The organism is Paeniglutamicibacter sp. GQ140 (assembly GCF_059759235.1).
Window position 1 is genome coordinate 1 of the sequence record NZ_JCAXDW010000020.1, and the last position, 20,344, is coordinate 20,344.

Genomic DNA, 20,344 nt, shown 5'->3' on the forward strand with positions numbered 1-20,344 from the left:
GGCACTCGCACACGGGCAAGATTGCCTGTCCGTGACCTGCAAAGTGGTTTCCAAATCGAGGGAAACAATAAGCGATGCATTGGCACTAGGTGGCCCGCAACCGACATCAATCCGCGGGAGGATGCAGGACCTTCAGGCGCACAACTGGCAAAGTAGGCGCTCACTAGGGCTACGTACTGTTATGCAAAGAAGTCTGATGCCCCCTTATGATTATGGATTCACACGTTGTTAACTAAGCGACCTGGCCATTCAGGTACCTGAAATCTCAACCTGAGTAGGAGCAATCCATGAGCCAACCGCCATCAGATGAAATACCAACGGTTACGACTGTGCCGAAACTGGAAAGCCTCGCACCCGAGTATTCAGAAGAACAACACGGTGTGTACTACTCGATCTTGAAGCGAGCAATCGATGAACAGCCTAAGGTGAGGAACATTGCACTCGCTGGCACTTATGGCACCGGCAAGAGCAGTGTGCTCAGCAAGGTCTCGAAAGAGTTCAAAGATCGAGCTATTGAGGTTTCACTTCTCACACTTGGAACTGAACCTGAAGCTACCGAGTTTGGAAAGGACAGCAACCCAGCGGCATCTACGACGACGAACCGAATCCAAAAAGAGATCGTCAAACAATTGCTCTATCAGCAGCGTCCATCCGATGCTCCCGAGTCACGATTCCATAGAATCACGAGATTTCGATGGTGGCGCGAGATCAAGATAGCGGTGATCGTGGGTCTGGTGGCCTTGGCGGTTGCAATTGCAATTGGACTAGACGTATCAGTGATGCCAAACATCGGGTCTGCTGCAATTTCTCTGCCATCCTGGCTGCGTGTCGGTGCTGCCTATCTCTCCATCCCCGTTGCAGTGGGGTCGGTGGTTCTACTTGTTCGCCTTATTCTCCAAGGGCGGTTCGGAATCGAAAAGGTTACGGCAGGACCGGCCACGATTACCCTTCCGCCCCGGTCGTCAAGCTACTTCGACGAATACCTCGACGAGATTATCTACTACTTCGAGACCAACAAATCGCGGGACATTGTCATCATCGAAGATCTCGACCGTTTCAATGAAGCCCGGATCTTCGAGTCGCTACGTTCGCTAAATGGACTTCTGAACTCAGCCCGACAACTGGATGACCGGAATATCAGATTTATCTACGCGGTGCGTGACAGCGTTTTCGAGAATCATGGCCATATAGAGCGGCAAGAAAAGAAGAAAGAGATCGTCCCGGCTCGCGCCGAGATTGTGCGATCAAACAGGACCAAGTTTTTTGATCTCATTATCCCGATTGTGCCCTTCATTACGCACAAGAACGCCCGTGATCTTATGCATGACTCTCTTACAGAGCGTGGACATACAATTTCTGAAGATCTCGTGGATCTCGCAGCTCGTCATACTGCCGATATGAGGCTCATCCACAACATTATTAACGAATACGAGGTTTTCAAGCACCGCCTCCTCGATGCTAAAAACCCAGTCCCAGGTATAGACGCTGAACGTCTCTTTGCGATGATCTTGTTCAAAAACACTCACATGGCAGATTTCGAGGATATCCGGCACGGCACAAGCTCTTTGGATAGCGTGTTTGACGTTTGGCGTGCTTTGGTTAGTTCAAATCTAAAGAGGCTCCGTAGTGAGACGGCTTCGATTCGTGTACGTATCGACCAACGAAAAGCGGCAGATGAACATGCCGCCAATCTTGCAGTTCAACTTCGCAGCCGCGTCGATGCTCTCGCTGCAGCTCCCGGAAGTGGCTTTAAAGACAACACACTTCGGAAGGCCAACGGAGAAGTGATCGGCGATGATCTGCTTCAGACACCAGCGTTCTGGCGAGATCTAATCGAGAATGACCATCAGATCTCACTGGGCATGCGTACAGTAAGCAGCCGCAACACTATTGTTGAGAATTCGTTGCAATTGACGGTCGAGGGACTGCAAACGCTCATGGGGGTCCCCTTAGACTCAGAGCAATGGTTGGAGCGTGCAATCTCCGCCGATATGGATGTGATCGCCCGTCACGAAAAGAGCATGAATTTCCTTCGCCATCATGAGTGGCGCGAGCTCGCTGAGCAACCAGAATTTGTTTGGGCTGATGCATCGAAGGGAGCCTCAAAAAGCTTTCGAGGTTGGATCGAACATCATTTGCTCTCTCCACTGGCTGTGGATCTCGTTGTAAATGGGTATATCACCCCGTATTTCTCCCTGTATGTTTCTGTGTTCTACGGGAAGTTGATCCGACCCAAGGCTATGACCTTTATGATGCGGTGCATTGACAGAGGGACGGGGGACGCTGACTACGAGCTCGACGCCGAGGATGTAGAGGCGATCTTGCGAGACGGAGGGAAAACCGTGCTTCGAGATCGCAGCATTATCAACGTGTCAATATTCGACTACGTGCTTACCCAAAACGATGACGATGCCGAAGTGATCACCAAGACCCTCATTGGAAGCGAGACAAACGGGCGCGAGTTTACCAATCACTACTTGAGCGTTGGCAAAGCGAAGAGGGAGTTCATTGCCCAGCTGACACCACGGCAATCGACGATTTTCAACTACCTCGTCTTGGACTCACCTCTTGATCGCGAGGAGAAGTCTCATCTGGTCGATTTCGCCATCGCCTATCAGAGCTTGGATGTTAGTTACGAATTCTCCGAAAAGGTAAGTTCCTTCATCGAATCCACATACCAGCTTTTCCCGTCACTTACAGGCGGCGAGAGCGGAACTTCCGCAGAACAGGCTGTCGGCTTTATAGCCCAGGTCGGCACATGCTTGCCAAGTGTTTTTGAGCTTTCGGATGCAGCATGCGTCGAGCTGCGTAAGACGCGGGCATACAAGCTTACAGCCGAGAATCTTGAGCGAATTGCTCAAACGAACAACATTTCCCTCGACAGCCTTAGATCCGTGCAGTCTGAAATCTTCACCTACGCGCTGGCACAAATCACCCAGTACTTGGAAGCCAAAGAGGAGTCTGCTAATACTCGGTATTCGATTGAGTCTCAAACTCTATTCAGCTATGTACTAAAACCTTCCAGATCCTGGGAGCGAGAAGACTATGAACGACTCGTTTCGGGTGCACATCCGGACTGCGTTATTGATGAGCTTCAGGAGGTGTCAACCGCGGCATGGTCAGTTTTGGTTGCATCAAAGCGTGTCCCAATGACGTTTGCGAACGTTTCTGCATACGTCGACCGGGCAGGGGAAATTGACGGGAATATCGCGGTCTCCCTTTCTGCAGCGAATGAAATCACCGGTGCAGATTTGGTTGAGGAGGAGGAACGGAAGAGGTTGGCGGTGATGATTATCAACGCAGCCGACGTCCTTGAAGACCCACATCACAGGGTCAAGCTAGCCTCTTCTCTCGACTCTGGAGCCCTTCCTGCTGTGTCCATCAAACCGGATTCCGGAGAACTCGTGGGCCTCCTGATAAAGGAGGATCTCATCGCTGACGACGAAGATACTTTCGCCACGAGGCTCATCGTGGATTGGCCTACCTTGGAATACGCAATCACTAATTCCAGCAAGTTCGAGGATTTTGTCTCTCCTGAAACCCTGGAAACCAAGCACATCGCGCCCCTCATGCGAAGTCCAAAGATCAGCAATGCTTTGAGAATCGCAATCGTCAAGCAACTGGGGAACTTCAATGACGTCCCGAAGGATGCCTATCTGGCAGTTACTGAATGCGCCCTCCAGGACAAATTTATACTCGCCGCTACTGGTATCGAGCGAATCCGTCGCGGGGGCGTGCAGAAATCCATTATCGTCAAATTGCTTGCGCAAGCTGGAGAGCGAGTCTCCCTCGAAGATCTTCGGTTAATACTTAGGAACATGGGAGGAAACTACAAATCCATTGCGGATACAGGTTGGAAAAGACCTACATTTGATGACACCCAAGAGAATCGCGCAATTCTCAAGAGGCTGAAGGACGCAAGAATCGTCTCCAAGTTTGAGCCACCAAACGCATCAGGCAAACTCTACGTCTCGCTGAGACGCGTCTAATTTGTACTCACTGGCTGATTCAGTCGGAATGCTTGTAGGTTCGCTTCTTGACCAGGGTGCAGGTGTTTCAAAGTGAAGCATCCCGCAGTTTACGCTGCTGACTTTTGAGAAACATCGCAACCCTGTCCAAGACAGTATTCTGCCGAAACCGACAATGAGCCAGCGGCAAAAATAGACACGGTCGGCATCCCCCACTCGGCGTTCGGAATGTATGAGCCTTGAGATAGGTCCAATTCGGGACCGCTGCATCAGGAGACCACCATGAACCAGTTTTTCATTCCAGAAGTAGACGCAGATGAAGCAGAAAAGATGTACACGGAGATGGCTGCAGCTGCCAGTCGGCAGCCGCAGGCACCCGATATGCGAATCCGGTCCATTAGTTGGACCAGGCATTCAGTCGAAGAATGGACTGCGGAGGTCGGCAAGCAGCTTTCGGGCAAGCGCTGGGAGACGAAGGGCACGGGTGCCAAGCGAAGGGAGTACGTGACGCCTTTGCGCGATTCTGCCGTCGTGACGGCAATCTTTCCGGGTGCGCCGTTCATCGTGTGGACCGACAGTGGGGCGATGGCAGGGGCACGCTCCTCTTGGGTGAACCCGTTCATGGCAGCAGAAAACCCGAAAGTGACTTACTTCGACGCTCCGGAGGGGACCAGCGAGGCCTGATATATAAAATTCTGTCCATCCATGGACAGAGGTAAGCGGCTTCCGGAAGTTTGTTTCCGGGAGCCGCTTACTCGTGCCCCGGTGGAGGCGTCGTGCCTGGATCGGCAGATCATGGTCAGGCTAACAAGCGCGGTTGGGTACCGCATGACAAGGAATTCGAGTCGATCGTGACGTTGTCTAGCATCGAGCATCAGCTTGGGGGCCTACCCACAGAGGCGTCTCGTTTTGGCCCCGCATGTTGCCTCGTCCGGGTGCGCACATCGCGGGGACCGTCCCAGGGATTATCCGTTCGCCAGGATAGGGCCATTCTACCGGGGCGCGGCCAGTGACTAGCACTAACCGGCAAGTTCGCTGTGTGTGATCAGCTAGATGTAGGCCACTTCAGCAGTAAAAGTAGGCCATCTAAGCGGCCTGAATCAGGCCATTTCAGCAGCAAAACCAGGCCAGGACCATTGCGTGGATTCTGGCGGCTGATGATCACAACCACCCAGAAGCCAAGACGGCCCGCTCATGCGGAGCCCCGCACCGTTCAAGCCCGTGCAGGTCACGAACCAAACGCGGGGGAAGGCAAAGAGACATGGGCCCGTCTTGCTTCGCGATAAATTCCATACCGGCACCGACCACATGATGTTTGCAGACAATCAACCGGGTGCCGGATAGGAAACAGAGAGAAGTGACGGTACCCATGTCCGTTGTGTGTGATCGACTATCTTCAGTCCGTTTGAGCCAAAGAATCCAGCCAAGTTGGTGGCCGGTTTCCAGCCAAAAGAGCGGTAAGAATCAGGCCAGTGATTTCATCCCGGAAAACGTCATTCCGGGGCTGGCTTGGAGATAGAGATCACCCGGTGGTTCGAGGCCCTGCCCAGAGTGTCAAAAGACATGGGCCCGCCACCCCCAGATAGGTTCCTTACGGCGCTGCTATTGACAGAGCGATTGCGCCGGAAGGGCTGGAAAGCAGATGACGGTACCCATGTCCGTACAAGAAAATATCAGAACATTGGATTCCCAGGGAATCTCGGGTCGAGAGATCGCCCGGCGGTTGGGAGTCAGCCGGGACGCGGTGGCGAAGTACGCCGACCAAAAGGATTTCTCCCCGGCACCGGCAGTCCCCAAGACGCGGCCTGGGGGCTCGGTGCTCACCGGGTTCGAGCACATCATCGAGCAGTGGCTGGTCGAGGACCAGCGCCGGAACTACAAGCAGCGGCACACCGCCAAGCGCGTCTTTGACCGGCTGGTGGAAGAGCACTACTTCACCGGCGCGTATTCGCCGGTGCAGCGGTTCGTGCGGCGGTGGAGGGCCTCGAGCCGGCAGGCCGGGGAGGGCTTCACCGAGCTCGTCTGGCCCGCCGGCACCGTGCAGGTCGACTTCGGCGAGGCCGAGGCCATCATTGCCGGGATCCGGCAGGTGATGCACACCTTCTTGGTGACCTTCCCGTTCTCGAACATGCGCTTCGTGCAGGCGTACCGCGGCGAGACGGCAGAATGCGTCGCCCACGGGCTGCGGACGGTGTTTGATCACATTGGGGCCGTGCCACGCCACATGGTGTTTGACAACGCAACGGGCATCGGCAGGCGGGTGGGAACCAGGGTCGTGGAGACCAAACTGTTTGGCGCGTTCAAGCTCCACTACCGCTCGGAGTCACGCTATTGCAATCCATATTCTGGCCACGAGAAGGGCAACGTGGAAAATGCGGTGGGGTTCCTGCGCCGCAACTTCATGGTCCCCGAGCCGGAAGCCGCCACCATTCAGGGCCTGAACGAGATCTTCATGGCCAAATGCGACGCGCTGGCCAGCACCGTGCACTACCGCAAGGGCCTGGCCCTGGGTGAACTGTTCGCCCAGGACGTGGCCGCTTGCTTGGAGCTGCCGGGGGTCGGATTCGAGGCGGTGCGCTACGAGTCCCGCAGGGCCGACAGGGTCGGGAACCTACTCGTGGACGGGAACACCTACGCGGCCGGCTCCTCATTCCATGGGCGGCTGCTCACGGTGGGGCTGGGGCACGAGGTGGTGCAGATCCTGGATGAGCATTCCGCACCGGTCCGCACCTTCCGCCGCGTCTTCGGCAAGCAGACCGAGACGATCTTCGAGCCTTCGTCCCTGGTGCCGTTGCTGGTGACCAAGCCCGGCGCGTGGTCCCATTCCCCGCTGCGGACCCTGGTCCCGGACCCGGTGCGCGACTGGTTGGACAAGGCGACCGCCACGGATCGGCGCCGGCTGTTCAATGCGGTGGATGCCGTATCCGGGACCACCGGGTTCGACCATGCGATACAGGCCGCCGACACCCTGATCCAGCGCGGAGACGGACCGGACATGGCCATGCTGGGCATGCTCGCCCGTCGCCTGGCCGACGGCACCGAACCATCGGCGGCCAACGTGGACCTGAGCGTCTATGACACCTTCACCACCCTGAATATGAGCACGGGAGAAGTCGCATGAACCCGATCACCGTCCAAGACCTCCTCGAGGCCGGCAAGCACGCTTCCCTGACCGGCAGCGTGTTGACCGAATGGGCAGAGAAGGGCACCCCGAAGCAACGCGAATACCTGCACGGGGTGCTGGTCGCCGAGCACGAATCCCGGCTCGAATCCCGGCGCCAGCGGCTGCTGAAGGCCGCACGGTTGCCGGCGATGAAATCACTGACCGGATTCGACTACAGCAACGTCAGGTTCCCCGAGGATTATGGAAGCCGTCCCCTCGAATCCCTGGACTTCATCGACAGGGCCCAGGACCTGGTGCTTTACGGGGACGTGGGCACAGGCAAGACCCACATGGCCACCGCCCTGGTGGCGGCAGCATGCCGGCAGGGCATCGCGGCGAGGTTCTTCACCACCTCCGCGCTGGTGATGATGCTGCGCCGGGCGAAGGAGGAGGACCGGCTGGACAAGGAGCTGGCGTCCCTGGCCAAAAACCAATTGATCGCAATCGATGAGCTGGGATACCTTCCGATCGATACCGAAGGGGCCCGGCTGTTGTTCCAGGTGATCGCGGACGGGTACGAGAAGCGGAGCCTGATCATCACGACAAACCTGGAGTTTTCGAGGTGGGGAACGGTGTTCGGCGATGACAACATGGCTGCCGCCGTCATCGATCGGTTGGTGCACCACGGGAGGCTGTTGCAGTTCCGCGGCGAGTCCTATCGGGTCAAGAATGCGCTCATGAAATAGGCCAAACGCCAACATGGCAGGATTCCGAGCCCAGGTGGCCTGATTCTTATCGCTTTAATGGCCGACTTAAAGTTGACGAAACACATCCGTTCAAGAACGTATCAGGAAACTCGATTCCCAGGGAGTCTCCGGCCGGAAAATCGCCCAGCAAGTGGGCCTGTCCCGGGCCACGGTGGCCAAGTACCTGAAGATCGATGACTATTCGCCCAGGCCGCCGGCAGCCCGCAACAAGGCACGTTCGGTGCTGCTCGGCTTCGAGGAGACCATCATCGGTTGGCTGGAGGAAGACAGGAACGCGCCACGCAAGCAACGGCATACCGCCCAACGGGTCTTCGACCGGCTCGTGGACGAAGAAGGCTACCAAGGCACGTATTCGCCGGTGCAGCGGTTCGTGAAGGCGCACCGGCAATCCCGGCAGGGCACCGGGGACGGCTTCCTGGAACTGCTCTGGGACCCGGGAACGGTGCAGGTCGACTTCGGGCAAGCCGACGCGATCATTGCCGGGGAACGCCAGACGGTGCACGTGCTGGTGGTGACGTTCCCGTTCTCGAACATGCGCTTCGCGCAGGCCTATCGCGGGGAAACGGCCGAATGCGTCTGCCACGGGCTGCGGACCATCTTCGAACAGGCCGGCGGGGCGCCGGGGTTGATGATCTTTGACAATGCCACCGGCGTTGGACGGCGGATCCGCAGGAAGATCATCGAGACCAAGCTCTTCGGGGCATTCAAGAACCACTACCGATCCGAAGCCAGGTTCTGCAATCCCGACTCGGGGCACGAGAAGGGCAACGTGGAAAACGCCGTGGGTTTCCTGCGCCGAAACATCATGGTCCCGATTCCCGCTGCGACTTCGATGGAACAGCTGAACCAGCTGCTCACCGAGCGCAGCACCCGGTTCGCGGCGAAGCGGCATTGGAAGAAGCTGGCCACCAGCGAGGAACTGTTCGTCGAAGACCGGGCCGCGTTGCTGGCGTTGCCCGGGGCCAGGTTCGACCCGGTGCAGTATGAGACGCGCAAGGCGAACAAGTATGGGCACGTGCAGGTGGCCCAGAACACGTATGCGGCCGGTCCGCAGTTCGCCTCTCGGCGGGTCACGGTCGGCTTGCGGCATGAAACGGTCGAGTTGTTGGACGAGCAGGCGAACGTCATCCGGTCCTTCCCGCGGGTTTTCGGGCAGCATCCGGAAACGATCAGCGAACCGTCAACGGTGCTGGGGCTGCTGGCCCGCAAGCCCGGAGGCTGGGCGAACTCGCCGATCCGCGCCGAATTCGCCGATCCGGTGCGGGACTGGATCGATACCGCCGAGGCCGCGGACCGGCGCCGATTCTTCACCGCGCTGGAGGAAGCCTCCTCCGCAACCGGGTTCATCACCGCGGTGGATGCGGCCGAGCTGCTGGTCGTCGATGGTGGCGACCCGTCGGGCCCGACGTTGGGCATGCTCGCGCGCCGGATTGCCCAGGGCACCGAGTTCGAGGCGGGGATCGTGGACCTGGCCGTCTATGACCGGTTGTTCGCACCTGCGGCGGATGCGGGAGCAGCGCTGGCGAACGCGGTGCCGGTGGCATGAGCGCGATCGAGATCGAGGACCTGGTCGACGCCGGCCGGGCCGCGTCGTTGACCAGCAGCGTCATGGATGAATTCGCCCGCAAGGGCACCCCGAAACAGCGCGAGTTCCTCTACGAGCTGCTCATGGCGGAGCAGGCCTCCCGCACCGAATCGCGCAGGGCCCGGCTGCTGCGCGCCGCGAAACTGCCCGCGGTGAAGACGCTGGACGGGTATGACTTCACCGCGATCACCTTCCCCGCCGATTACGGGCGGGAGCAGCTGGTGGACCTGGATTTCCTGGACCATGCCCAGGACCTGATCCTGTTCGGGGACGTGGGCACCGGCAAGACGCACCTGGCGACCGCCTTGGCCGTGGCTGCGTGCCGGCGTGGCATTCCGGCGAAGTTCTTCACCACCGCCGGGCTGGTGATGCAATTGCGGCGGGCCAAGGACGAGGGCCGGCTGGACAAGGAACTTGCCTCGATCGCCAAGAACCAGCTGCTGGTCATCGACGAATTCGGGTACTTGCCGATTGATGACGAGGGAGCCCGGCTGCTGTTCCAGGTCATCGCCGATGGGTATGAGAAGCGCAGCCTGGTGCTGACGACGAATTTGGAGTTCAAGCGGTGGGGCATGGTCTTCGGCGACGAGAACATGGCCGCGGCGGTCATCGACCGGTTGGTGCACCATGGGCGGCTGCTGCAGTTCCGTGGCCAGTCCTACCGGGTGAAGAACGCGTTGATGAAATGAGGAACACAATGGGCATTGAAGCAGCAGACGGGCGATTCCATCCGTTTGGGCGGTCCCTGGCCGAGGACCTGGCGTTGCTCGCGGCCGGCGAAGAGACCGGTTGGTGGGACGATTCCGGGGGGCCGGCTCCCTGGCCCCAGGACTTCCTGGACCCGGCCGGCGGCTGGGCGGACGCCCGGTTCGCTGGTGATCCGCCGGGGAGGGTGCCTCCTGCCGCGAACGACGGTCCTGCACCGTTCTGAGACTCCGGTAACCCGGCGCTGACCTGTGACTTAAGAATTCGCAGGTCAGCGCCGGGGAGGGCGGGAGCTGAAATGGCCTAAAACCGTGCCGAAGTGGCCTACTTTTGAACGCTTTAATGGCCTACTTAAACTTGACGAAACACAGTTCGCGGGCAATGGCGGCTTTGGTCTTCACCGGCATCTTGTAGCGTTCCTCGAACGCCACGGGGCGATCATATAGGCGCTGGTTGCCTTGCATTGTCGGGCGGTGGTAGCCGCAGACACAAACTCGAGCTGGCGCGCAGCTCCAGGATCCCCGAACCGCTGTACGGGCGCTTGTGCACCGCCGCGCTCTCTCAACGAAGCCGGTGGCATTGGACCCGGTTCACAGTTCGTGCTGGTTGCTCATTCTTGACTCCCGATTTGCCATGGCTCGAACATATGCAGACGAAGCAAGTGCCTTGATCTCTGAAAAGTCGAGTAGTTCTTCGTCCCAATAGACGAAAGACCGTTCTGTCCCATGATCATTTTTGATTCTGCCATTGACCCAGTCATGCCCAAGTAACTGGTCAACATCCTCCTCATATACCTCGACGTCGCTAGTGCTGTAGGTGATCTTATCCTCCGAGATCTGATGCTGCACATTCAGAAGGCTGGGCATTAGATCTCAAGGCGTCCAAAATTCAGAGTTGCCAATACCGGTCCTGACGAAGTCCTTCATTGCAGCAAGACCATCAGCGACCATAATGATTCTGAGACCTCTCAATGCCGAATGATCGACTGTTGACGGTTGGTGGGCAAAAAAAGTGCTGAGGTGTCTCTTCGCCAGTGCAACAATCCCATCCAGATACTCATCGTTGCCCACGTAGGGCATATCTCTGGACATATGTTCAGCGTGAATGAACACGTCAGTCAGCAGCGCAAGCCCTCCCGGCTCGGCGCAAACCCCCTCAAACCATTTCGACTTCTCTGTGGGTGGCAACAAACCGGTTGCACGGTTCACCACAGCATTGGCGAATTTGGTAATTGGAACGGATCCAGCAACCTTCAAAGATCCATAGGCAAACATATGTGCGTATTGCGATTGGAGCTGCGTGAAAACGGGAAGCGGGTCCGTCCCTCGTTTGGTAAATTCTTCTTCTACCCAATCAATGACTTTCTCGTCTGTCACCGATACTTTTTGGTGCACACGATCCGCCGCATCACAGCGCTCACCTTGAATCAAATCCTCAAGGTAGGCGCGGTAAGCGCGCTCAGGGATGTCCTCAATCGCCAACATGTTGCGGAAGTAGCGATCGAAGTAAATCTCCTTATCAATTCGACGCGACCGCCAGTTACTTAGATTCATGAACTCCTTTTCGGCCACCACATCAAAAAGTAGCCCCAAGAATTGAAGAACAACATTGGTTTCATCGACGTTGTGCTTCTCCAGCATTTCAACCCAGTATGCCTGCCGTACTGCTGTGGTTATGTTTGTATTCTTCGGCACCTCGTAGTGACTGAAGACAAGCTGGTGTTTGCTGGCTTTGATGACTGCATAGAGTGAAGCCTCGTATTCACGGATAAACGTCATCGCCACAAAGTCCGTGAAGTTGACTGCCCCAGCAATCGAGTACCACGACGAAGAGAGCTGCAAGACGAAACGCTTCATGGCCCGAGGCTTGTTCAGATGCCGGACGAAATACAAGTCCCACATTCGTTTGAGCCGGGACCTATCCACCTCAGACTCATCAATTTCGTGAGCTTCTACTAGTTTCTTGAGCTCGTCGTCCCACATGTTCCATTGCTCGACCCCGGTTAGCTCTGGAACATCGACCCGTACCTGGACGATCTTCTCCAGATAGAGCATGGCTGTATTCCCCGCATCATCACCAACTACATCGGTTTTTGACATTACGTCGATGAGGGTTCGCTCGTCGTAGCAAAGAATGTAGTAGACATTATCCAGACGCCCCAACAACCTGATCAATTTGAAGCACCACATCAGTTCATGGGCATCCAACCTGTCCAAATCGTCTACGACAATCACAATCGGATTTGTCAGAGCCTTGAAGATCTTGTCGGCTGCTTTCTTTCTATCTGAATAATTTCCTCGGCGCTCAAGCCCCGCTGCCAGAGTAGAGATCGCGCCGTCCAGTGCGGGTAACCCTAGAGCTCCTCCAATAAGTCCAAATGGGGCGATGCTTTCGAGAAGTTTCACTAGAACTCCAACAGCATCGCTGTCCAGCTTCAAATGTTTCAATTGTTGCTGAAGCGTCTCAAAGAAACCGTTGAGCATCGAGGGGTAGTCGGAATACGCCCAAGGCTCGAACGTGGCGGCATGCCACTGGTGATTCGCGCTCAAGCTTGCCGTTGCTCCCCCAAGTAAGTCTCGTTCCCATGTACTTTCGCTAGTGTCGCTCAGGCAGAGTGCAATACGCCCCATAGCCATAGCCAACCAAATCCAAAGACATTCAATGCCAGAGCCACATTGGCTGGATCCGAACTTAACTCAAATTCCTACGCCATCCATTGGGCCCACGGGATCTTCAATATCTGGCCAAGTGAACGAAGAGCTCAGCTCCATTTTCGGAGCTGGGCTCTATACATGTCTCACGATTCTCGACGAACCGGATACTGGTGTGGCCAACTATCTTGGAAAATGGCCAGGTTTTTGAAAAATGGCCACCTAGCTTGGAATTTTGGCCACCTAACTTGAAATCACCAAGGGCGCCGGCTTCACCGTTGTGGTGACGCTGGCGCCCTTGGGCCGATGTGGTTGGGGTGGGACCTAGAAGTCCCAGTCCTCGTCTTCGGTGTTGACGGCCTTGCCGATCACGTACGAGGAACCCGAGCCGGAGAAGAAGTCGTGGTTCTCGTCTGCGTTCGGGCTCAGTGCCGAAAGGATCGCCGGGTTAACATCGGTGACCGATGCCGGGAACATGGCTTCATAGCCCAGGTTCATCAGCGCCTTGTTGGCGTTGTAGTGCAGGAACTTCTTGACGTCCTCGGCCAGGCCGACACCGTCATAGAGGTCGTGGGTGTACTGGACCTCGTTCTCGTACAGCTCGAACATGAGCTCAAAGGTGTAGTCCTTCAGCTCCTGCTTGCGCTCCTCGGAAAGGCCTTCGAGGCCCTTCTGGAACTTGTAGCCAATGTAGTAGCCGTGGACGGCCTCGTCGCGGATGATCAAACGGATCAGGTCTGCGGTGTTTGTCAGCTTGGCGCGGGAAGACCAGTACATCGGCAGGTAGAAGCCGGAGTAGAACAGGAACGACTCGAGCAGGGTCGAGGCGATCTTGCGCTTCAGCGCATCTTCACCGTAGTAATAGCTCTCGATGATCTGCGCCTTCTTCTGCAGATTCTCGTTCTCGGTGGACCAGCGGAATGCGTCGTCGATTTCCTTGGTCGAGCACAGGGTCGAGAAGATCGACGAGTAGCTCTTGGCGTGCACCGATTCCATGAAGGCGATGTTGGTGTACACGGCCTCTTCGTGCGGGGTGAGTGCATCGGGGATCAACGAGACGGCTCCGACCGTGCCCTGCAGGGTGTCCAGCAGGGTCAGGCCGGTGAAGACGCGCATGGTGAGCAGCTTCTCGGCCTCGGTGAGCGTGTTCCACGACTGGACGTCGTTGGACAGCGGGATCTTCTCCGGCAGCCAGAAGTTGTTGACCAGTCGGTTCCACACCTCGACGTCCTTGTCGTCCTGGATGCGGTTCCAGTTGATGGCTTCGACGTGGCTGGCCAGCTTCAGCTTCTCAGTCATTTCCGTCCCTCTTCTTGCTAAGTTTTTGGTTGTAACGGGTGCGCGTACGACGGCGGGTGGGAACCCGCCGCCGTACGCATTCGGTTGTTAGGCTATCGCGACCTGGCAACCGGGGGTGAAGCGGCTGCGATTAGAGCATGCAGCTGACGCAACCATCCACTTCGGTTCCCTCGAGTGCCAGCTGGCGCAGGCGGATGTAGTAGAGCGTCTTGATGCCCTTCTTCCATGCGTAGATCTGCGCCTTGTTGATGTCGCGCGTGGTGGCCGTGTCCTTGAAGAACAGGGTCAGGGACAGGCCCTGGTCCACGTGCTGCGTGGCAACCGCGTAGGTGTCGATGATCTTCTCGTAGCCGATTTCGTAGGCATCCTGGTAGTACTCCAGGTTGTCGTTGTCCAGGTACGGGGCCGGGTAGTACACGCGGCCGATCTTGCCTTCCTTGCGGATCTCGATCTTCGCCGCCACCGGGTGGATGGAGGAGGTCGAGTTGTTGATGTAGGAGATCGAGCCGGTCGGCGGGACGGCCTGCAGGTTCTGGTTGTAGATGCCGTGCTCCATGATGGAGGCCTTCAGCGCACGCCAGTCGTCCTGCGTCGGGATGTCGATCCCGGCGAAGAGTTCGCGCACACGCTCGGTGCCCGGAACCCATTCCTGCTCGGTGTACTTGTCGAAGAACTCGCCCGAGGCGTACTTCGAATCCGCGAAGCCGTCGAAGGACTCACCGGTTTCGATGGCGAGCTTGTTCGAGGCACGCAGCGCGTGGAACACCACGGTGTAGAAGTAGATGTTGGTGAAGTCCAACCCCTCTTCGGAGCCGTAGTGGACGCGTTCGCGGGCCAGGTAGCCGTGCAGGTTCATCTGTCCCAGGCCGATGGCGTGGGTCTTGGCATTGCCCTGGGCGATCGAGGGCACCGAGTTGATGTAGGACATGTCCGACACTGCGGACAGCGCGCGGATCGCGGTCTCGATCGAGGCCCCGAGGTCCTTGCCGTCCATGGCCTTGGCAATGTTCATCGAGCCGAGGTTGCAGGAGATGTCCTTGCCCACGGTCTTGTATCCGAGGTCTTCGTTGTACTCCGAGGGAGTCGAGACCTGCAGGATCTCCGAGCACAGGTTGCTCATCGAGATCTTGCCCTTGATCGGGTTGGCGCGGTTTACGGTGTCCTCGAACATGATGTACGGGTAGCCGGACTCGAACTGGATCTCCGCCAGGGTCTGGAAGAATTCGCGCGCGTTGATCTTGGTCTTCTTGATGCGCGCATCATCGACCATCTCGTAGTACTTCTCGGTGACGAAGATGTCGCTGAACGGCACGCCGTAGACCCGCTCGACGTCATACGGCGAGAAGAGGTACATGTCCTCGTTCTTGCGGGCCAGATCGAAGGTGATGTCCGGAACCACGACGCCCAGGGACAGGGTCTTGATGCGGATCTTTTCGTCGGCGTTCTCGCGCTTGGTGTCCAGGAAGCGCAGGATGTCCGGGTGGTGCGCGTTGAGGTACACGGCACCGGCACCCTGGCGTGCGCCGAGCTGGTTGGCGTAGGAGAAGCTGTCTTCGAGGAGCTTCATTACGGGGATGACGCCGGAGGACTGGTTCTCGATCTGCTTGATCGGGGCGCCGTGCTCGCGGACGTTGGTCAGCGAGAGTGCAACGCCGCCGCCGCGCTTGGAAAGCTGCAGCGAGGAGTTGATGCCGCGGGAGATCGACTCCATGTTGTCTTCAATGCGCAGCAGGAAGCAGGAGACGAGTTCGCCGCGCTGGGCCTTGCCGGCGTTCAGGAACGTCGGGGTGGCAGGCTGGAAGCGTCCCTCGATGATCTCGTTGACCAGGGCGACTGCCATTTCCTCATTGCCGCGTGCCAGGTGAAGTGCAACCATGCAGACGCGGTCCTCGTAGCGCTCAAGGTAACGCTTGCCGTCAAAGGTCTTCAGCGTGTACGAGGTGTAGAACTTGAAGGCACCCAGGAACGTCTCAAAGCGGAACTTCTTGGCGTAGGCACCGCGGTAGAGGTCGCGGATGAAGTTCATCGTGTACTGGTCGAGCGTCTCGCGCTCGTAGTACTCGTGCTTGACCAGGTATTCGAGTTTCTCGTCCAGGTCGTGGAAGAACACGGTGTTGTTGTTCACGTGCTCCAGGAAGTACTGGCGTGCCGCGGCACGATCGGCCTCGAACTGGATGCGCCCATCTGCCCCGTAAAGGTTCAGCATGGCGTTCAGCTCGTGATAACCCAGGCCCTGAAAAGCGGCCGGCAATTCCTTAGAATCCTGCTTCATTTCAGGTACTGCGACTTTCGTGTCCAAAAGACTTCCAATCCTTCGCGAACCCGGGTCACATCTTCTGGAGTGCCCATGAGCTCAAATTTATATAGAAGCGGAACGTTGCATTTGGCTGCGATCTTGATTGCGGCCAAGCAATATGTGGTTCCAAAGTTTGTGTTTCCGGCACCAATTACGCCTCGTAATAGGTTTCGGTTGCGCTCATCGTTGAGGAACTTGACGACTTGCGGGGGTATTGATCTTTCGCCCTTTTCACCGCCATAGGTGGGAAGCAGTAGCACATACGGCTCAGCCGCCACCAAGTGCGGTTCATGGTTCAGCAACGGAATGCGAGCGCATTCCAGATCCAGTTTCTCCACGAATCGGTGGGTATAACCCGAGGCCGAGGAGAAATAGATCAATTTGCTGTTGGTAAGTACCTCTGCCGGAACGGCGTGATCATGCATTGGCGGTGTAGCCAACGATGAAGCAGGCATCTTGATCGCCTCGAAATCACTGGAATCGGTAAGGCTGGAGGTGGCTGGTTAGGCCACGGAGGAGCTCAAATCCTGGGCCAGCTCATCAATCTTGTCCGGTCGGAAGCCCGACCAGTGGTCGGCATCGGTGATGACGACCGGTGCCTGCATGTAGCCCAGGGCGCGTACGCGCTCCAGGGCAGCGGGATCCTGCGAAATGTCAACGCTTTGGTAGACGATGCCCTTCTTATCAAGAGCTCGGTAGGTTGCGTTGCACTGTACGCATGCTGGCTTCGTGTAAACCGTGACGGTCATATCCGTAAATCCCCTCGTGCAAAAATTCTGTGTATGTGAAGTGGCTGGGTCCCTATGCGCATTCCCCGCGGGAAGAGACATACGAACGTTTTGCTCCGAGGGCGATTGAGCCCTCAGGAGGCGGGGATTCGTACATTTCTCCGTATTCCGGAGGTTCGCGCACTAGGCCTCACCAGCTAATTCAATACTACATCTAGTAGGGGTCGGGGCGTTAGACCCCAACATGATGTATTACACCCCTGTCATTCGACCCCATGCCTGTCCACAAGCCTTGTGGATAAAGAGCGGCCGTTAAACCGCATGAATCCAGCGAAATCGAAAATCTATCCACACCCTGTGGAGCAATCAACCACAGATTAAAGAACTGGCGTGTCGTTCAGCACGGCGTGTCGAGTACCTGGCGTCAAACCACTAGATATGGCCCGACAGCATGAACGCTAGCACTACTGGTAGTAGACCTGGCCAACAAACGCCGCACTCTCCCCCACAAAAAACGCAGCGGGTCGAGAGCCGCACCCATGAAGAAAATTTTCCCCTTAGGCGGCTGGCAATATGATGGACGCCCCACCCAACGTTCGTTCGCGCTGCGCCCCGGAGACGGGGGAAGTCAAACGGACAGAGGGCATACCCGTGCAGCATCCAACGCTGGGCGGTGCACGACTGAAAACTTGGATCCGGGTGCCGGCAAAAGATAAATCGCCCACCGCAGTCGTGCTCCCAGCGAAACCGGGATTCCGTCTCCACCGGCCCTGATTCAGGTCAAATTCCCGACCGTTGCCACGGCGATCGGAACATTTCCCGCGGATTGTTCCAAATTGCGGCGAAACCCGAGGGCTTCGGACTGCTCCGGGCAGCTAGCCGGCGACGGGCAGCGCCCGGGCGCCGAAGATTCCCTGTCCCACACGCACCACAGTCGCACCCTCTGCAATGGCCAGCTCAAAGTCGCCACTCATGCCCATGGACAGTTCCTCGATGGACATCCCGGCGGGCGCGCTTTCGCGCAGTGAGTCCCGGAGTTCCCGCAGTCGCACGAAACATGCGCGAACCGCTTCGCTGTCGTCACTGAACAATGCGAGCGTCATCAGGCCCTTGACATGGAGCCGGTCAAACCGGGGCAGCTGGTTCACGAATTCCCGAACGTCATCCGGGGCCAGACCGGACTTGCTTTCCTCGTCGGACGTATTGACTTGGACAAAAACGTCGAGCTGGCGGTCCTCGACTTCGAGCCGGCGCTGCAGGGCTTCCGCCTGGCGAAGGCTGTCCAGCGCCTGGAATTCGTCTGCATACTTCGCCACGAATTTTGCCTTGTTGGTTTGCAGGCTTCCAATGACGGAGAACTTCAGTCCCGGAATGTCGGCCAGGAGCTCCGCCTTTCGAGCCACCTCCTGGACCTTGTTTTCCCCCAGAAAATCCATTCCCGCCGCAATAGCCAGGCGAAGGCGGTCCTCCGGCACGGTCTTGCTAACCGGCAACAACCGGATCGAGGCGGGGTCCCGCCCGGCCTTCCGCGCCGCGGCATCAATCCGGGACCTGACAGAGGCAAGGTTTTGCTTGAAATCGTCGATGGAGTTGGCCTGGGCGGCGGCAGGGTTGGAGGATTTTAGCGGCTGTGTCATGGAGGGGGAAAGTCTTTCACGATGAGGAGCGTCGAAGGCACGGCGCATCATTCGGATGGCCAGTGCACCAACGCCAACATAGCATGTCCCGACAGGGCCCGGCCTTACCCGTTCGCCGTCCCTCCCGGATCCGGCACGAACCCCATTTTGGCCGCAACCGCAGGGGCGGGATCCAACCGACGCGCCAGGTGGCGCGCATCGCGACCGGCCCCGCCGATGATGCCTGAGGTCAGTCCATACTGGAATGGAATGCCGAGAAACCCCAATCCGGGAAACTCGGTACTGACGCCCCGGCGGTGGAATGGATAGCCGTTCCCATCCGTCCTGAGCCCCTCGATCCATGAATAGTCCGGGCGGTATCCCGTGGCCCATATGATCGTGGACGCCTCGACCGGGGTCCCGTCCTGAGTCATCATCACCCCATCGCGCACCGCTTCGATTCTCCCGACAGCGGCTACGCCTGCGGCTGCAACGTCCTGGGTGGACACCCGGATCAGTGGCGCACCTCGACTATGGATCCGCTGGGCGACCTTCCGGCCGGCCGGAGTCGATCGCGTCAGCAGCCTATGGACCAGGAGCCAATACAGCGCGGGGGCGTAGCGAATGAGTGCTTCCGGAACGTGGGGTGTGGGCCTTCCGGAAATGGTGACCCGGTGGCCAGGAGCCAGCTCGCAGGCGATCTGGGCACCGGACGTCCCGAATCCAACCACTGCCACGGGGCCATCCGGGATCTGGGCAGGGTTCCGGTATTCGCTCGAATGCAATTGCATTGCATCTGCGGAGATTTGTTTCGACAGCGGAGGAATCCGGGGCATTTGCTGCACGCCCGTGGCCACTACCACCCGGATGGCATCGAACACTCCCCTATCGGTTCGTACGCGGAATCCGCCGGCGGGGCCCATTTCCAGTCGGCGGGCTGTTGTCGAGGTCTGGATCGGCAGCTGGAAGGACGCGGCGTACGTCCGCAAGTACTCGGAAACGGCCCTGGCGGTGGGAAATGTTCCGCGTGCTGCCGGAAACCTCTTGCCGGGCAACCCGTCATGTTCCGCAGGTGTGAACAATTCCAAGGATTCCCACCGGGAACTCCAGCTGTTCCCCGGAGTCTGCCCTGCTTCAAGCACCACGAATTCTTCACCTTTCACCGCCAATTCGTGGGCCATGGCCAATCCGCAGTGGCCAGCTCCAATGATGATGGTGAAGTGATTCTGTCGTTGGCTTTTCATGGCGGTCTCCTCATTGCCTGAAGCCTTGGTCGCTGTGTCGCTACGATACGCTTCCAGTCACTGGAGCTCTATGCCTTCTCACGGATTCCAATCATGCAGACAAACCCAATGTCCCGGCCCGCGAACGCGGCGCCGCGATCCAGTCGATCCACAACTCCGTGGCCAACAAGACGGGGGTGCTTTTAAGGATTACCGACCTGGCCGCCGCAGGGGAAGATGCGCCGGCAACTCCACTGGCCTGATTCGCGGCGGAGCTCGAGAGCACCAAGACGCCTCGGGTATTGCCGTCATGCTTTCCGATTTGCTCAGCGATATCAAATCCCTGACCGGTCGCCAGGTTCACCTGCGGCCCAAAAGAAAGCGCCACCCCTCCTTCAGGAGA

Annotated in this window: 16 protein-coding genes; 7 read left to right on the forward strand and 9 right to left on the reverse strand. The window is 57.9% G+C overall.

Annotation, left to right across the window (positions count from 1 at the left end):
- The first annotated feature begins 287 nt into the window (after positions 1 to 287).
- The 7 genes from AC6CHY_RS19665 to AC6CHY_RS19695 all read left to right on the forward strand — a co-directional run bounded on the left by AC6CHY_RS19665 (position 288) and on the right by AC6CHY_RS19695 (position 10,354).
- Entirely contained in the window at positions 288 to 3,989 is a 3,702-nt protein-coding gene (locus tag AC6CHY_RS19665) for a YobI family P-loop NTPase (protein WP_498228004.1), read from the forward strand.
- Positions 3,990 to 4,250: 261 nt separating this feature from the next.
- Positions 4,251 to 4,652, forward strand: coding sequence for a hypothetical protein (locus AC6CHY_RS19670; protein ID WP_498228005.1), 402 nt, complete (start codon positions 4,251 to 4,253; stop codon positions 4,650 to 4,652).
- A gap of 970 nt (positions 4,653 to 5,622) precedes the next feature.
- Positions 5,623 to 7,089, forward strand: a complete 1,467-nt coding sequence (gene istA / locus AC6CHY_RS19675; RefSeq protein ID WP_498228007.1) for an IS21 family transposase — start codon at positions 5,623 to 5,625, stop codon at positions 7,087 to 7,089.
- Entirely contained in the window at positions 7,086 to 7,817 is a 732-nt protein-coding gene (istB, locus tag AC6CHY_RS19680; protein ID WP_498228009.1) for an IS21-like element helper ATPase IstB, read from the forward strand. Before istA (AC6CHY_RS19675) ends, istB (AC6CHY_RS19680) begins: the two co-directional genes overlap by 4 nt.
- Positions 7,818 to 7,917: 100 nt before the next feature.
- Positions 7,918 to 9,384, forward strand: a complete 1,467-nt coding sequence (gene istA / locus AC6CHY_RS19685) for an IS21 family transposase (protein ID WP_498228026.1) — start codon at positions 7,918 to 7,920, stop codon at positions 9,382 to 9,384.
- Positions 9,381 to 10,112: an IS21-like element helper ATPase IstB gene (gene istB, locus AC6CHY_RS19690; RefSeq protein WP_498228011.1), complete on the forward strand. Its 732-nt coding sequence runs from the start codon at positions 9,381 to 9,383 to the stop codon at positions 10,110 to 10,112. The genes istA (AC6CHY_RS19685) and istB (AC6CHY_RS19690) overlap by 4 nt, the downstream gene beginning before the upstream one ends.
- Positions 10,113 to 10,120: 8 nt before the next feature.
- A complete protein-coding gene (locus AC6CHY_RS19695; protein ID WP_498228013.1) occupies positions 10,121 to 10,354 on the forward strand; it encodes a hypothetical protein in 234 nt (77 codons plus the stop codon).
- 364 nt (positions 10,355 to 10,718) lie between these two features.
- Here AC6CHY_RS19695 and AC6CHY_RS19700 read toward each other — a convergent pair whose 3' ends face one another.
- From AC6CHY_RS19700 to AC6CHY_RS19740, 9 genes are all read right to left on the reverse strand, one after another.
- Positions 10,719 to 10,976 carry a hypothetical protein gene (locus AC6CHY_RS19700; protein ID WP_498228015.1) on the reverse strand — a complete coding sequence of 86 codons (258 nt, stop codon included), beginning with the start codon at positions 10,974 to 10,976 and terminating at the stop codon, positions 10,719 to 10,721.
- A 24-nt stretch (positions 10,977 to 11,000) separates the two neighbouring features.
- Positions 11,001 to 12,758 (reverse strand): KAP family P-loop NTPase fold protein, encoded by a 1,758-nt coding sequence (locus AC6CHY_RS19705; RefSeq protein ID WP_498228017.1) that lies wholly within the window; start codon positions 12,756 to 12,758, stop codon positions 11,001 to 11,003.
- A gap of 345 nt (positions 12,759 to 13,103) precedes the next feature.
- Entirely contained in the window at positions 13,104 to 14,078 is a 975-nt protein-coding gene (gene nrdF, locus AC6CHY_RS19710) for a class 1b ribonucleoside-diphosphate reductase subunit beta (RefSeq protein ID WP_217387830.1), read from the reverse strand.
- Between the two features lie 130 nt (positions 14,079 to 14,208).
- Complete coding sequence (gene nrdE / locus AC6CHY_RS19715) at positions 14,209 to 16,350, reverse strand: class 1b ribonucleoside-diphosphate reductase subunit alpha (RefSeq protein WP_217387829.1); 2,142 nt, start codon at positions 16,348 to 16,350, stop codon at positions 14,209 to 14,211.
- Positions 16,347 to 16,829, reverse strand: coding sequence for a class Ib ribonucleoside-diphosphate reductase assembly flavoprotein NrdI (nrdI, locus tag AC6CHY_RS19720; RefSeq protein ID WP_498228019.1), 483 nt, complete (start codon positions 16,827 to 16,829; stop codon positions 16,347 to 16,349). The genes nrdE and nrdI overlap by 4 nt, the downstream gene beginning before the upstream one ends.
- A 48-nt stretch (positions 16,830 to 16,877) precedes the next feature.
- Positions 16,878 to 17,123 (reverse strand): glutaredoxin-like protein NrdH, encoded by a 246-nt coding sequence (gene nrdH, locus AC6CHY_RS19725; RefSeq protein ID WP_217387827.1) that lies wholly within the window; start codon positions 17,121 to 17,123, stop codon positions 16,878 to 16,880.
- Between the two features lie 854 nt (positions 17,124 to 17,977).
- Positions 17,978 to 18,739 (reverse strand): YggS family pyridoxal phosphate-dependent enzyme, encoded by a 762-nt coding sequence (locus AC6CHY_RS19730; RefSeq protein ID WP_498228021.1) that lies wholly within the window; start codon positions 18,737 to 18,739, stop codon positions 17,978 to 17,980.
- Between the two features lie 104 nt (positions 18,740 to 18,843).
- On the reverse strand, positions 18,844 to 19,962 hold the full coding sequence (locus AC6CHY_RS19735) for a flavin-containing monooxygenase (RefSeq protein ID WP_498228023.1): 1,119 nt from the start codon (positions 19,960 to 19,962) through the stop codon (positions 18,844 to 18,846).
- Positions 19,963 to 20,053: 91 nt separating this feature from the next.
- Positions 20,054 to 20,344 (reverse strand): hypothetical protein (locus AC6CHY_RS19740; RefSeq protein ID WP_498228025.1); only part of this gene is annotated, 291 nt, incomplete at its 5' end.